Raw genomic sequence first — 14,645 nt, 5'->3', positions numbered from 1 at the left:
ATGGGATATGTACCAAGATTAAAACAAGAGTTTAAAGACCGTATAACGGCTTCTCTTACAGAAGAATTTGGCTATAAGAATGTAATGCAAGTTCCTAAACTTAATAAGATCGTTGTGTCTAGAGGTATTGGAGCTGCTGTTGCAGATAAGAAATTAGTTGAGAATACAGTAGAAGAGCTTACTCTAATTACTGGACAAAGAGCTGTTTCTACAATTTCTAAGAAAGACGTTGCTTCATTTAAGTTACGTAAAGGAATGCCAATTGGAGCAAAAGTAACTTTACGTGGTGAGCGTATGTATGAATTTCTTGATAGATTGATTACATCTGCATTACCTCGCGTAAGAGACTTTGGAGGAATTAATGCTACAGGGTTTGATGGTAGAGGTAATTACAGTATGGGAATTACTGAGCAAATTATCTTTCCAGAAATCAATATCGATAGAATTAAGAAAATTGAAGGTATGAACATTACTTTTGAAACTTCTGCTACTACCGATAAAGAAGCAAAATCATTGTTAACAGAACTAGGTTTACCTTTCAAAAAGAATTAATTATGGCTAAAGAATCAATGAAAGCCCGTGAGGTGAAAAGAGCAAAAACGGTTGCTAAATATGCTGAAAAACGTAAAGCTTTGAAAGAAGCTGGAGATTATGAAGCATTACAAAAGCTACCTAAAAATGCATCACCTGTACGCATGCACAACCGTTGTAAGTTAACAGGTCGTCCAAAGGGATATATGAGACAATTTGGTATTTCTCGTGTTACATTTAGAGAAATGGCAAATCAAGGTTTGATCCCAGGAGTTAAGAAAGCTAGCTGGTAAAAAAAGTATAAACTGGTGGAAGGTTTTGCTTTCGCGAAAGCATATAAAGTAAAAAACCCCCTCCGAAACATAAATAAATGAACACAGATCCAATTGCAGATTTTCTAACTAGAATTAGAAATGCAGCTGCAGCAAATCACAGAGTCGTTGAGATTCCTGCATCTAACCTTAAGAAGGAGATGACAAAAATCTTATTCGATCAAGGTTACATATTAAGTTACAAATTTGAGGAAGGTAAATCTCAAGATACTATCAAAATTGCTTTGAAGTATGACGGTTTTACTAAAGAATCTGTAATTAGAGATATACAAAGAATAAGTAAACCTGGTTTACGTAAATACGCTTCATCTTCAGATATACCTCGTGTATTGAATGGTTTAGGTATTGCTATTGTTTCTACTTCTAAGGGAGTTATGACAGGAAAGCAAGCTCAACAAGCTAATGTAGGTGGCGAAGTACTTTGTTACGTTTACTAACCCAGTTAAAAAGACAAAGAAATGTCAAGAATAGGTAAAAGTCCAATTACAATTCCAGATGGTGTTACTTTAAATGTAGCTGAAGGTGTTGTAACCGTAAAAGGAAAATTAGGTGAACTTACACAAGAGTTTTCAGACATTACTATTAAAGTAGAAGATGGAACTGTAACTCTTGAAAGACCTTCTGATAAGAAAGATGTTAGAGCAAAGCACGGTTTATATCGTTCTCTTATATTTAACATGATCGAAGGTGTATCAAAAGGATGGACCAAAGAGTTAGAACTTATAGGAGTAGGATATCGTGCAAGTAATCAAGGGCAAAAGTTAGATTTAGCTGTTGGTTTCTCTCACAATATAGTTTTTGAAATCGCTCCAGAGGTGAAAGTGGAAACTGTATCTGAAAAAGGTAAAAATCCAATTGTGAAATTAACATCTCATGATAAACAATTAGTAGGGCAGGTAGCGGCAAAAATACGTGCCTTCCGTAAGCCAGAACCTTATAAAGGAAAAGGTATTAAGTTTGTTGGTGAGATCATTAGAAGAAAAGCAGGTAAATCTGCATAATACATAGATTATGGCATTATCAAAAAGTGAAAAAAGAAATAGAATTCATTTAAGAATTCGTAAGACTATTTCTGGAACTGCAGAGCGCCCTAGACTCTGTGTATTTAGAAGTAATAAAGAGATTTATGCTCAGATAATTGATGATTTATCTGGTAAAACATTAGGTGCTGCTTCTTCTAGAGATAAAGGAATTGTTGCAGGATCTAATAAATCTGAAACAGCAAAACTTGTAGGAAAAGCTATTGCTGAGCAAGCTGTAAAATCAGGAGTTGAATCTGTTATATTTGACAGAGGAGGTTACCTGTATCATGGAAGAGTAAAACAACTAGCAGAAGGCGCTCGTGAAGGCGGACTTAAATTCTAAATAAATTATGTACCAGAATTATAAAAACGTAGAGTTAGTTAAACCTAGTGGTTTAGAACTTAAAGATCGCTTAGTAGGAGTACAACGTGTTACTAAGGTGACAAAAGGGGGTAGAGCCTTTGGTTTTTCTGCTATTGTTGTTGTAGGTGATGAGAATGGTGTTGTTGGTCAAGGATTAGGAAAATCTAAAGAAGTAGCTTCTGCTATTGCAAAAGCAGTAGAAGATGCAAAGAAAAATTTAGTTCGTATTCCTTTAAATAAAAAGACAATTCCTCACGAACAAAAAGGAAAGTACGGAGGTGCAAGAGTTTTATTGATGCCTGCTGCTGCCGGTACAGGAGTAATTGCCGGTGGTGCTATTAGAGCTGTATTGGAATCTGTAGGGATACATGATGTATTATCTAAGAACCAAGGATCATCAAATCCTCATAATGTTGTTAAAGCTACATTTGATGCATTACTTCAATTGAGAAGTGCAGAAACTGTTGCAAAACAAAGAGGAATTTCGTTAGACAAAGTTTTTAAAGGATAAACCAAGTAGTTATGGCAAAGATTAAAGTAACAAAGATCCGTAGTGCGATTAATCGCCCTGTTGATCAGAAAAGAACCCTAGAGGCTCTTGGATTAAGAAAGATGGGCCAAGTTAAGGAGCATGAAAATACTCCAAATATACTTGGTATGATAAATAAAGTAAGTCATTTGGTTTCTGTTGAAGAAGCATAAATATTAGTATAGATGAATTTAAGTAACTTACAACCTGCAAAAGGTTCAGTTAAGAAAAACGATAGCCGTAAAGGACGTGGCCAGGCAACTGGTAACGGAGGTACTGCTGGTCGTGGTCATAAAGGAGCAAAATCTCGTTCTGGTTATTCTAAGAAACTTGGTTTTGAAGGAGGTCAAATGCCTTTACAAAGACGTGTTCCTAAGTACGGTTTTAAAAATGTTAATCGTAAAGAGTATGCCGGTGTTAATATAGATACGCTTCAAGAATATGTGGATGCGGGTCGTATTAAAGACGAAGTAACTCTAGATGTATTAATAGAAAATCGTCTTGTTGGTAAAAATGACTTAGTAAAAATATTAGGTAGAGGAGAACTTAAGGCTAAGCTTAAAGTAACTGCTCACAAGTTTACAGCATCAGCAAAACAAGCTGTTGAAGCTGCTGGAGGTGAAGCTGTAACTTTATAATCGATATAAGAGGATGAAATTTATAGATACAATAAAAAATATTTGGAAGATTGACGAGCTTAAGAATCGCATTTTGCTTACGTTAACTCTTCTCCTCGTTTATCGTTTTGGTGCTCAAGTAGTATTACCAGGAATTGATGCTTCTCAATTAGCAGGATTAAGAGGTACTGTAGGTGAAAATAATCTTTTAAGCCTTTTAAGTGCTTTTACTGGTGGAGCTTTTTCGAATGCTTCTGTATTTGCACTTGGTATTATGCCTTATATATCTGCATCTATTGTAGTACAGTTAATGGGAATAGCAATTCCTTATTTACAAAAACTACAAAAAGAAGGAGAGAGTGGAAGACGTAAAATTAACCAGATAACAAGATGGTTAACTATTGCTATTTGTTTATTACAAGCACCTGGATATATAACTGCACTACCGTCTCTTTCGGGAGCATCAGGTATTGGTGAACTTTTAGCTGCAGGATTTAATCCAACTACTTTTTATGTGTCTTCAGTGATGATACTTGTAACTGGTTGTGTTTTTGCAATGTGGTTAGGGGAAAAAATTACTGATAAAGGTATAGGTAATGGTATATCACTATTAATTATGGTTGGTATTATCGCTAGCTTACCTGTTTCATTTGCTCAAAACTTGACTTCTAGACTTGAAGCTGGTGGTGGAGGGCCAATATTAATACTTGTTGAAGTAGCACTTTGGTTTGTTATCATTCTATTGTCTGTTCTTTTAGTAATGGCTGTTCGTCAAATTCCAGTATCATATGCAAGACGTACTGCTAGTGGAGCATACGAAAAGAATGTTTTTGGAAGTAGACAATATATACCTCTTAAGTTAAATGCATCTGGAGTAATGCCAATAATATTTGCACAAGCTATTATGTTTGTTCCAGGATTAATTGGAGGGGCAAGCTTCTTAGCTGATACTGCTACTGGGCAATGGTTACAACAAGAGTTTGGTGGAAATATATTTGGTTTCTGGTATAATCTTGTATTTGGATTGTTAATTATCGTATTTACATATTTCTATACTGCTATCACAGTTCCTACAAATAAAATGGCTGATGATTTAAAGCGTAGCGGAGGATTTATAGCTGGAATTCGTCCAGGTAGTGAAACGGCAGAATATCTTGATAAGATAATGTCGCAAATTACATTACCAGGATCTATATTCTTAGCTCTCATTGCAATCTTCCCAGCGGTAGCTCATAAGCTAATAGGTATTCAACAAGGGTGGGCTCTATTTTATGGAGGTACATCTTTATTGATTATGGTGGGTGTAGCGATAGATACGATGCAACAAGTAAATTCATACCTGCTTAATAGACATTATGATGGTCTTATGAAATCAGGTAAAAACCGTAAAGCAGTAGCATAATGGCAAAACAAGCAGCTATAGAACAAGACGGGTCAATTATAGAAGCATTGTCTAATGCAATGTTTAGAGTTGAATTAGAAAATGGCCACGTAGTGACTGCGCACATATCAGGTAAGATGCGTATGCACTATATTAAATTATTACCTGGAGATAAAGTAAAATTAGAAATGAGCCCTTATGATTTGTCAAAGGCTCGTATAACATACCGTTATTAACGGGAAAATAAGCTTGATATGAAAGTAAGAGCGTCTATTAAAAAAAGAAGTGCCGATTGCAAGATTGTACGTCGCAAAGGCAGATTATACGTAATTAATAAAAAGAACCCTAGGTTTAAACAAAGACAAGGTTAAGAATTATGGCTAGAATTGCAGGGATAGACATCCCAAAACATAAGAGAGGTGTAATTGCGCTAACATACATCTTTGGAATCGGTAGAAGTAGAGCTCAAGAAATTTTGGCTACTGCTAATGTATCAGAAGATAAAAAAGTTTCTGATTGGAATGATGACGAAATAGGTCGAATTCGTGATGCAGTAGGAAACTACACTATCGAAGGAGAATTACGTAGTGAGGTTTCATTAAACATTAAACGTTTAATGGATATCGGATGCTACAGAGGTATTCGTCATCGTACAGGACTTCCTTTAAGAGGTCAGCGTACAAAGAATAACTCTCGTACAAGAAAAGGAAAGCGTAAAACTGTTGCAAACAAGAAGAAAGCAACTAAATAATAACTTGTAGTAATGGCAAAGCAAAGTACAAAAAAACGTAAAGTTGTTGTAGAGTCTGTAGGTGAAGCACACATCTCAGCTTCTTTTAATAATTTGATTATTTCATTAACAAATAAAAAAGGAGATGTGATTTCTTGGTCATCTGCTGGTAAAATGGGCTTTAGAGGTTCTAAAAAGAACACTCCATATGCTGCTCAGACTGCTGCAGAAGACTGCGCTAAGGTTGCTCATGAAGCAGGTTTACGTAAAGTAAAAGTATATGTGAAAGGACCAGGTAATGGACGTGAGTCTGCTATCAGATCTATTCATAATAGTGGGATAGAAGTTACTGAAATTATTGATGTAACTCCAGCTCCACATAATGGGTGTCGTCCTCCAAAAAGACGTCGCGTTTAATTTTAATTTAATATCTAGAGGGAATATGGTTTGCGAAGGATTGACCTTAATTCCTAACCCCCTCAAAAAAACAATTTTTAATGGCAAGATATACTGGTCCTAAGACTAAAATTGCTCGTAAGTTTAGTGAAGCAATTTTTGGAGAAGATAAATCTTTTGAAAAAAGAAATTATCCTCCAGGACAGCACGGAAACAACAGAAGAAGAGGAAAGAAATCTGAGTACGCTGTTCAATTACAAGAAAAACAAAAAGCAAAGTATACATATGGTATACTAGAGCGTCAATTTAGAAATCTATATGCTAAAGCAAATAGATCTAATGGAATTACAGGTGAAGTTTTACTTCAACTTTGTGAGCAACGTTTAGACAATGTAGTTTTTAGAATGGGGATCTCTCCATCTAGAAGTGGAGCACGTCAATTAGTTTCTCATCGCCATATTACTGTAAACGGTGGTATTGTAAATATCCCGTCTTACCAAGTTAAGCCTGGTGATGTTGTAGCGGTTCGCGAAAAGTCAAAATCATTAGAAGTAATTGAAAACTCATTATCTAATGCTAGTCATGTGTATGAGTGGATATCATGGAATAATGATAAGAAAGAAGGTACATTTGTAGCTGTTCCTCAGCGTCTTCAAATACCTGAAAATATCAATGAACAATTCATCGTCGAATTGTACTCTAAGTAAAATTAACTAAAGCTAGAAAACACGATATGGCAATATTAAATTTCCAAAAGCCTGATAAAGTCATTATGATTGACTCTACTGATTTTGAAGGTAAATTTGAGTTTAGACCTCTAGAGCCAGGTTATGGTTTAACCGTAGGAAACGCTTTAAGACGTGTATTACTTTCTTCTTTAGAAGGTTTTGCAATCACTTCTGTACGTATAGAAGGCGTAGATCATGAGTTTTCTACGATCGCTGGAGTAGTTGAAGATGTAACTGAGATTATTCTTAATTTAAAACAAGTTCGTTTTAAAAGACAAATTGAAGAAATAGATAACGAAACTGTTACTATATCTCTTTCAGGAATAGATCAGCTTACTGCTGGAGATTTCCAAAAATTTATTTCAGGTTTTCAGGTGCTAAACCCTGACCTTGTTATCGCAAATATGGATAAGAAAGTTTCTATTAACATGGAAATTACCATAGAAAAAGGTAGAGGTTATGTTCCTGCAGAGGAAAACAAAAAATCTAATGCACCTTTAGGTACTATATTCACAGACTCTATTTATACACCTATTAGAAATGTAAAATATAGTATAGAAAATTACCGTGTAGAACAAAAAACGGATTATGAGAAATTAATCTTTGAAATTATTACAGACGGTTCTATTCATCCAAAAGAAGCACTTACTGAGGCTGCTAAAACACTGATACATCACTTCATGTTATTTTCAGATGAACGTATCACATTAGAGGCAGACGAAATTGCTCAAACTGAAACTTATGATGAAGAGTCACTTCACATGAGACAGTTATTAAAGACAAAGCTTATAGATATGGACCTTTCGGTACGTGCTCTAAACTGTCTTAAAGCAGCAGAAGTAGATACATTAGGAGATCTAGTTTCTTTCAATAAAAATGATCTTATGAAGTTTAGAAACTTTGGTAAGAAATCATTGACAGAACTAGAAGAACTTGTAAATGTAAAAGGGCTTAATTTTGGTATGGATTTATCAAAATATAAATTAGATAAAGATTAATTACGATTTGTACGCTTTCGCGAAAGCGAATAAAGAATAACAACAATGAGACACGGAAAGAAAATTAATCACTTAGGAAGAAAAACAGCACATAGAAAGTCAATGTTGGCTAATATGGCTTGTTCCCTAATTGAGCATAAAAGAATAAATACAACAGTTGCTAAAGCAAAAGCTCTTAAGCAATTTGTTGAGCCTTTAGTTACAAAATCTAAAGAAGATACAACACACAACAGACGTATTGTTTTTTCTCGTTTACGTCAAAAAGATGCCGTAACAGAACTTTTTAGAGAAGTAGCTGTAAAAGTTGGAGATCGTCCAGGAGGATATACTCGTATTATTAAACTAGGTAATCGTCTTGGGGATAATGCTGATATGGCAATGATAGAACTTGTTGATTATAATGAGATTTATAATGCTGGAAAACCTGCTAAAAAGAAATCTACTCGTCGTGGTAGATCTAAGAAAACTGAGGTGGCTCCAGTGACAGAAACAACTTCTAACGAGGAAGAATAGATCGGTAAACCTGTTACAAAAAGGTTAAATAGTATCGGGATTTACCGCAAGGTGAGTCCCTTTTTTTATTTTTACACTATTAAGTTGAATTTGGCAAACTATTTGACTGAGATGAAATATAATTTAGAAATACATAAACTATGAAAAAATTAATGATTGTTTTAGTATCCTTAATGTTTACGATGGGATACGGATATGCACAAGCTGTAGATGCAAATAATAATGCATTAAACGCACTTGCAACATATGGACCTGATGGCGCAAATATTGGAGCATCTAGTATTGTGCGTAATCCACCAAGACCTATAGAAGGGACGGTATACTTATTTGATACATGGTATAATAATACACTTATTGTAACAACTACTCAAGAAAAACCTATTAGACTTAATAGTAATATTAATTTTAATGCAAAACGTAATGTTTTTGAATCAAAAATAGATAAGGAAACTATTTTTACTTTTAATTTTACAAACATTGAAAAAATTGTAATAAACAATAGAGTTTTCAAAAATATTTACTCTCCTGTAGATGGTAGTTATAGAGTATTTGAAGTTATAGCTGAAACTGATGACTTTGAAATTTATAAGAATTACACTATAGATATCAGAGAAGGTAATCCTAACCCTTTACTAGCTCGCGCAAATGATAAATATATCATGAGAGATAGCTACTATGTTAAGAAAGGAAAGTCTTTCAAAAGACTTAAGCTTAAAAAATCTGAAATCCTTAAGGCAGCAGGTTCTAAATCTTCAGTGGTTGAGCAATATGCTAAAGACAATAACCTTAATTTCAAAAACGAAAGAGATTTACAAAAGATCGTTAGCTATTACAGAACATTATAATAACAGCACTCTCTAAAAATAAATTGATATGAAAAAGATAATTTTTTTAGTGCTAGTTATGACAGGTTTTGTTTCGTTTTCACAAGGAGACGATGCTGGAGGAGATACTTTTAGAAATACGCTTAGTTTAGGTCAGGTTACTAATGATCAACCTGCAAGCCCTACTTTTGCGATATCTTATATTGCTCCTACTAATATAGAAGGTTCCAAGTATTTATACGATGATTGGAAAAATGTAGGCGTTTTAGAAACCGCAAAAAATAAAAAATACAGAATTGGTAACCTCAATTATGATGTTCAAAAAGATGTATTTGTTTCTAAAATAAGTAAAGATTCAGTACATGAATTTAATACCGTAAACTTTAAAAAGATTGTTATTAATAACAAGAATTTTAAAGTAGTGCATAAGAATGATGAAAATGGTAGCATTTTTATGGAGATAGTAGGTGAGAGTGAAGAGTTGTCGTTACTTAAAGATTATAAACTAACTGTAAGAGGAGGTGTTTTTTCGCCTACTACAGGTCAAGGTAATGATGAGTATGTGATATCCTATAAATACTATTTAGAAAGAAATGGTTCAATTACTCCTATAAAATTAAAAAAAGCAGAGTTGCTTAAGGTCTTTGGCTCTAAGTCAGAAGAGATTAAGTCCTTTGCAAAAAAGAACAAACTGTCTTTTAAGAAAGATAAAGATGTGAAAAGATTATTTTTGCATTACAATAATTTATAATAGATATTAACATTTTAAAAAAGAGCTTTGATAAAAAGCTCTTTTTTTTTGCCTTAGTATTTTAAGCTATATAATATATTTGCACAAATTATAATCATATGAAATATCAATCTCGACGTCCAGCACTTATTTTACTAGCAGATGGAACTATCTTCCATGGAAAATCTGTTGGTGATGTAGAAGGTACATCTTTTGGGGAAGTTTGCTTTAATACTGGAATGACAGGGTATCAAGAGATTTTCACAGATCCTTCTTATTTTGGACAACTCATGGTTACTACAAATGCACATATAGGAAACTATGGAGCTACAGATGAAGAAACAGAATCTGAAGGAGTTAAAATATCAGGTCTTATTTGTAGAAATTTTAGTTACACCTATTCTAGGAAGGATGCTCAAGAATCCTTAGAAGAGTTTCTAGCTACTAATAATTTATTTGCAATATCTGAAGTCGATACAAGAGCATTAGTATCTTATATAAGAGACAACGGTGCTATGAATGCAGTTATCTCTACAGATGTGGATAATATAGATGCTCTTAAAGAAAAACTTGCTGAAGTTCCAAGTATGAATGGTTTGGAACTTGCATCAAAGGTATCTACAAAAGAGCCTTATTATTTTGGTGAAGAAAATTCTGAAATAAAAATTGCTGCTTTAGATATTGGAATTAAACGTAATATTTTACGTAATCTTTCAAAAAGAGGAGCATATATAAAAGTATTCCCATATAACACTTCTTATAAAGAGATGCAAGAATGGAATGCAGATGGGTATTTTTTATCTAATGGGCCAGGAGATCCAGAGCCTTTAGATAGCGCAATTCAGGTGGCCAAAGATATAATAGCAGATGATCAACCATTATTTGGAATATGTTTAGGGCATCAAGTTATTGCATTAGCAAATGGTATTTCTACGTATAAAATGCATAATGGACATAGAGGAATAAATCACCCTGTAAAAAACTTAATTACGGGTAAAGGAGAAATTACTTCTCAAAACCATGGATTTGCTATTAATCGTGAAGAAACTGAGGCAAATCAGAATGTAGAGATTACGCATGTGCATTTGAATGATCATACTGTTGCAGGAATTAGAATTAAAGATAAGAATTGTTTCTCTGTACAGTATCACCCAGAAGCTAGTCCAGGACCTAATGATGCTACGTATCTTTTTGATCAGTTTATAGAAAATATCAAAAAAGTAAAAGCATAAATTGTAACTGTCGTAGTTGAATTTTTAGATAACAGTTTTGCGAAAACGTTATCGCGACTATTGACCAATTTTTCAGGTTGTAAAGGTGACAAATTGTATCTTTCGACCATCAAATAAAATACTATGAGTATAATAATAGACATTCACGCAAGACAAATTTTTGATTCTAGAGGAAACCCTACAGTAGAGGTAGATGTATATACAGAAAATGGAGTGATGGGACGAGCAGCAGTTCCTTCTGGAGCTTCTACTGGAGAACATGAGGCAGTGGAGCTAAGAGATGGTGGAGATGCTTATATGGGTAAAGGAGTGCAGGAAGCGGTAAGTAATGTAAACACAATTATTGCTGCTGAATTATTAGGGACATCAGTTTTTGAACAAAACTTGATAGACCAAATGATGATAGATATTGATGGAACACCTAATAAATCTAAATTAGGAGCAAATGCTATTTTAGGAGTTTCTTTGGCTTGTGCAAAAGCAGCAGCAGCTGAGTTAAATTTACCATTATATAGATATATAGGTGGGGTGAGCGCAAATACGTTACCAGTGCCTATGATGAATATTATTAATGGAGGGTCTCATAGTGATGCCCCTATTGCTTTCCAAGAATTTATGGTGATGCCAGTAAAAGCAAAGAACTTTACGGAAGCAATGAAAATGGGAACTGAGATTTTTCATAACCTTAAAAAAGTATTACACGATCGTAATTTAAGTACGGCTGTTGGTGACGAAGGAGGATTCGCACCTGCATTAGATGGTACTGAAGATGCATTAGACTCTATAAAACTTGCTGTCGAAAAAGCAGGATATTCGTGGGGAGATGAAATCATGATTGCTTTAGATTGTGCAGCAGCCGAGTTTTATGTAGATGGAAAATATGACTACACAAAATTTGAAGGTGATTCAGGAGTGATTCGTACAAGCGAAGAGCAAGCTGATTATTTAGTGTCATTAGCAGAGAATTATCCAATAATATCTATAGAAGATGGAATGGATGAGAATGATTGGGATGGTTGGAAATACCTTACCGATAAAGCAGGAGGTAAAGTTCAGCTAGTAGGTGATGATCTTTTTGTAACTAATGTTGATCGTTTATCTAGAGGGATTGAAAACGGAATTGCAAATTCAATTCTTATTAAGGTAAATCAAATAGGAACCTTAACAGAAACAATTGCAGCTGTAAATATGGCTCATAATGCAGGCTATACATCTGTAATGTCGCATAGATCGGGTGAAACAGAAGACAATACTATTGCAGATTTAGCTGTAGCGCTTAATACGGGTCAAATTAAAACAGGGTCTGCTTCAAGATCAGATAGAATGGCTAAGTATAATCAATTACTTCGTATTGAAGAACAACTATCTGAAGTAGCTTATTTTCCAGGTGAAAATGCTTTTAAATTAAAATAATAGTCAAAACTGAAGAATTTAAAGCCTCCCAATCGGGAGGCTTTTTTATGTTAAATTATCGCTAAAAGACATATTTAATAGATTAAATACAAATTTATTGGCAATTGTATTACTATTTTTTGAGCATTATCAAAAACAATTATAAAATAAATTAAAACATAAGTATTTAATATTCAAATATTTATATTAAATATTAACATATGTAAGAATTATCTTTCTTTTTATTTTTGTTGCTTGTGTACTTTTTATATACTTTTATCATCCAAATCTATTAGAACTTAAAAGATCACCTATTTAGTTTGATATAATAGTTTACTATTATTTTAAAGTTATAACAAAACTAACTTCATCTTTTAAATTCTTAACTCAACGATTGTATTGCACGTTAGTGAATAAACAAGCAAAATGATTTTAAGTTGGGTAAAGAGCGGGAGATGATGCTTCAACGCTGAGTAACTCGCTCTTTTTAAGAATTATTTTTTGGTATATAAAAACACCAAAATTTAGGTTTGAAGTTGGGTAAAGAGCTTATGCTATGGTATAAGCTCTTTTTTATTTTATCTATTTCTTCTATAAAAGGGAAAAATTGGTGGTCAATTTTAGAAACTATTTATCTGTTTTTTAACAAATATGAGGATTGGGTACGCTTTCGCGAAAGCGTATAAGAAATTATAAATTATTTTTGTTACTTATAAAAAAGCTGTTCTTATCCTAGTCATACTAATAGATTGCAGAGTATTTTTTATTTTAATTAATGACTTATAAATACTTTTAATTGATAATTTAAGTTTTTTTTATATGCTTTACTGTAGGGAAATATTAAAAAAACCGACTGTTTTTTTGTAAATTAGCAATCCTTCTAAACAAAGGAATAATCACCTTAAATTTTTCAAAAAAAGAATGGCAGATAAAGCAACGCTAACCATAGGCGATCAATCATATGATTTTCCTATTATAACAGGCACAGAAAACGAAAAAGCAATTGATATAAAAACGCTTAGAGGAGTAACAGGCGGCGTCACTACAATAGATCCTGGATATAAAAATACGGGTTCTTGTGAAAGTGGTATTACTTTTTTAGATGGAGAAAAAGGAATTTTGCGCTACAGAGGATACTCTATAGAAGCTTTAGCAGAAAAAGCAGACTTTTTAGAAGTAGCATACTTACTAATTTTTGGAGAACTTCCTTCAAAAGTACAATTAGATAAATTTCATAATGATATAAAAGCAGAATCTCATGTAGATGAGGATATGAAGAAAATCCTAGATGGTTTTCCTAAGTCGGCTCATCCTATGGGTGTGCTGAGTGCTTTAACATCAGCGCTTATTGCTTTTAACCCTACTTCTGTAAATGTAGACTCAGAAGAAGAGATGTATACAACTATTGTAAAGTTATTGGCAAAATTCCCAGTACTAGCATCTTGGGCTTTACGCAAGAAGAAGAGTCAGCCATTAGATTATGGAGATAATAGTTTAGGGTATGTTGCAAACCTTCATAAGATGATGTTCTCAAAAGCTAATGAAGAGTATAAAGCTGATCAGTCAGTTATAGATGCACTTGATAAATTATTAATTCTACATGCAGACCATGAGCAAAATTGTTCTACCTCAACAGTACGTATAGTAGGATCTGCTCATGCGGGATTATTTGCATCTATCTCAGCGGGTATTTCAGCATTATGGGGACCACTACACGGAGGAGCTAATCAAGCAGTAATAGAAATGCTTGAGGCAATTAAAGAAGATGGAGGGGATACTAAAAAGTATATGGCAAAAGCAAAAGATAAACAAGATCCTTTCCGTTTAATGGGCTTTGGTCACAGAGTATATAAAAACTTTGATCCGCGAGCAAAAATCATAAAAGTTGCAGCAGATGATGTTTTAAATATGTTAGGAATAGAAGATCCAGTATTAGATATAGCTAAAGGATTAGAAAAAGAAGCATTAGAAGATCAATATTTTGTAGATCGTAAATTATATCCTAATGTAGATTTCTACTCAGGTATTATATATAGAGCTCTCGGAATTCCAGTAGAGATGTTTACAGTAATGTTTGCACTTGGACGTTTGCCTGGATGGATTGCACAATGGAAAGAAATGCGTGAGCGTAAAGAACCTATCGGTCGTCCGCGTCAGATTTATACAGGAGAAAATTTTAGAGAGTTTGCACCTGTATCAGAAAGATAATAATAACTCTTTATACAATATTAAAAATAGTAAGCTAGATAGCTTGCTATTTTTTTTTGATTGTTTATTATGCTTTCGCGAAAATTAACTTAAAAAGCTTTTTAGTTATTTTATAATT

The 14,645-nt window shown here is 33.6% G+C and carries 21 protein-coding genes; all 21 read left to right on the top strand.

Features of this window, described 5'->3' with window-relative positions:
• The 21 genes from rplE (at nt 1) to CHB80_RS19645 (ending at nt 14,527) form a co-directional block, all read left to right on the top strand.
• Complete coding sequence (rplE, locus tag CHB80_RS19745; RefSeq protein WP_089373240.1) at nt 1–552, top strand: 50S ribosomal protein L5; 552 nt, start codon at nt 1–3, stop codon at nt 550–552.
• 2 nt (nt 553–554) lie between these two features.
• Entirely contained in the window at nt 555–824 is a 270-nt protein-coding gene (rpsN, locus tag CHB80_RS19740) for a 30S ribosomal protein S14 (RefSeq protein WP_089373239.1), read from the top strand.
• Between the two features lie 77 nt (nt 825–901).
• Nucleotides 902–1,300: a 30S ribosomal protein S8 gene (gene rpsH / locus CHB80_RS19735; protein WP_089373238.1), complete on the top strand. Its 399-nt coding sequence runs from the start codon at nt 902–904 to the stop codon at nt 1,298–1,300.
• Nucleotides 1,301–1,321: 21 nt separating this feature from the next.
• Complete coding sequence (rplF, locus tag CHB80_RS19730) at nt 1,322–1,864, top strand: 50S ribosomal protein L6 (RefSeq protein ID WP_089373237.1); 543 nt, start codon at nt 1,322–1,324, stop codon at nt 1,862–1,864.
• A gap of 10 nt (nt 1,865–1,874) precedes the next feature.
• Nucleotides 1,875–2,228 carry a 50S ribosomal protein L18 gene (rplR, locus tag CHB80_RS19725; protein WP_089373236.1) on the top strand — a complete coding sequence of 118 codons (354 nt, stop codon included), beginning with the start codon at nt 1,875–1,877 and terminating at the stop codon, nt 2,226–2,228.
• A 7-nt stretch (nt 2,229–2,235) separates the two neighbouring features.
• The gene (gene rpsE, locus CHB80_RS19720) at nt 2,236–2,760 is read left to right on the top strand and encodes a 30S ribosomal protein S5 (protein WP_089373235.1); all 525 of its coding nucleotides are present in this window, start codon (nt 2,236–2,238) and stop codon (nt 2,758–2,760) included.
• A gap of 11 nt (nt 2,761–2,771) precedes the next feature.
• Nucleotides 2,772–2,951: a 50S ribosomal protein L30 gene (rpmD, locus tag CHB80_RS19715; protein ID WP_089373234.1), complete on the top strand. Its 180-nt coding sequence runs from the start codon at nt 2,772–2,774 to the stop codon at nt 2,949–2,951.
• A gap of 12 nt (nt 2,952–2,963) precedes the next feature.
• Nucleotides 2,964–3,416, top strand: a complete 453-nt coding sequence (gene rplO / locus CHB80_RS19710) for a 50S ribosomal protein L15 (RefSeq protein ID WP_089373233.1) — start codon at nt 2,964–2,966, stop codon at nt 3,414–3,416.
• A gap of 13 nt (nt 3,417–3,429) precedes the next feature.
• A complete protein-coding gene (gene secY, locus CHB80_RS19705) occupies nt 3,430–4,797 on the top strand; it encodes a preprotein translocase subunit SecY (RefSeq protein WP_089373232.1) in 1,368 nt (455 codons plus the stop codon).
• Nucleotides 4,797–5,012 carry a translation initiation factor IF-1 gene (gene infA, locus CHB80_RS19700; RefSeq protein WP_013751343.1) on the top strand — a complete coding sequence of 72 codons (216 nt, stop codon included), beginning with the start codon at nt 4,797–4,799 and terminating at the stop codon, nt 5,010–5,012. The genes secY and infA overlap by 1 nt, the downstream gene beginning before the upstream one ends.
• 18 nt (nt 5,013–5,030) lie before the next feature.
• Nucleotides 5,031–5,147: a type B 50S ribosomal protein L36 gene (gene ykgO, locus CHB80_RS19695; RefSeq protein ID WP_010519235.1), complete on the top strand. Its 117-nt coding sequence runs from the start codon at nt 5,031–5,033 to the stop codon at nt 5,145–5,147.
• A 5-nt stretch (nt 5,148–5,152) separates the two neighbouring features.
• Entirely contained in the window at nt 5,153–5,527 is a 375-nt protein-coding gene (gene rpsM / locus CHB80_RS19690; protein WP_089373231.1) for a 30S ribosomal protein S13, read from the top strand.
• A gap of 12 nt (nt 5,528–5,539) precedes the next feature.
• Nucleotides 5,540–5,923 carry a 30S ribosomal protein S11 gene (gene rpsK / locus CHB80_RS19685; protein WP_089373230.1) on the top strand — a complete coding sequence of 128 codons (384 nt, stop codon included), beginning with the start codon at nt 5,540–5,542 and terminating at the stop codon, nt 5,921–5,923.
• Between the two features lie 80 nt (nt 5,924–6,003).
• A complete protein-coding gene (gene rpsD / locus CHB80_RS19680; protein ID WP_089373229.1) occupies nt 6,004–6,609 on the top strand; it encodes a 30S ribosomal protein S4 in 606 nt (201 codons plus the stop codon).
• A gap of 26 nt (nt 6,610–6,635) precedes the next feature.
• Nucleotides 6,636–7,628: a DNA-directed RNA polymerase subunit alpha gene (locus CHB80_RS19675; RefSeq protein WP_089373228.1), complete on the top strand. Its 993-nt coding sequence runs from the start codon at nt 6,636–6,638 to the stop codon at nt 7,626–7,628.
• Nucleotides 7,629–7,673: 45 nt separating this feature from the next.
• Entirely contained in the window at nt 7,674–8,141 is a 468-nt protein-coding gene (gene rplQ, locus CHB80_RS19670; RefSeq protein ID WP_089373227.1) for a 50S ribosomal protein L17, read from the top strand.
• A gap of 140 nt (nt 8,142–8,281) precedes the next feature.
• Entirely contained in the window at nt 8,282–8,986 is a 705-nt protein-coding gene (locus tag CHB80_RS19665) for a hypothetical protein (protein WP_143337193.1), read from the top strand.
• 28 nt (nt 8,987–9,014) lie between these two features.
• Entirely contained in the window at nt 9,015–9,716 is a 702-nt protein-coding gene (locus CHB80_RS19660) for a hypothetical protein (protein WP_143337192.1), read from the top strand.
• Nucleotides 9,717–9,814: 98 nt separating this feature from the next.
• The gene (carA, locus tag CHB80_RS19655) at nt 9,815–10,927 is read left to right on the top strand and encodes a glutamine-hydrolyzing carbamoyl-phosphate synthase small subunit (RefSeq protein ID WP_089373224.1); all 1,113 of its coding nucleotides are present in this window, start codon (nt 9,815–9,817) and stop codon (nt 10,925–10,927) included.
• A gap of 123 nt (nt 10,928–11,050) precedes the next feature.
• Nucleotides 11,051–12,340 (top strand): phosphopyruvate hydratase, encoded by a 1,290-nt coding sequence (eno, locus tag CHB80_RS19650; protein ID WP_089373223.1) that lies wholly within the window; start codon nt 11,051–11,053, stop codon nt 12,338–12,340.
• 900 nt (nt 12,341–13,240) lie between these two features.
• The gene (locus CHB80_RS19645) at nt 13,241–14,527 is read left to right on the top strand and encodes a citrate synthase (RefSeq protein ID WP_089373222.1); all 1,287 of its coding nucleotides are present in this window, start codon (nt 13,241–13,243) and stop codon (nt 14,525–14,527) included.
• Nucleotides 14,528–14,645: the final 118 nt, after the last annotated feature.

Origin of the sequence: Dokdonia pacifica (assembly GCF_900188275.1) — a bacterium.
Classification (GTDB): Bacteria; Bacteroidota; Bacteroidia; order Flavobacteriales; family Flavobacteriaceae; genus Dokdonia; species Dokdonia pacifica.
The sequence above is the reverse complement of the archived record's forward strand: the minus strand, read 5'-3'. Positions and strand labels throughout refer to the sequence as shown.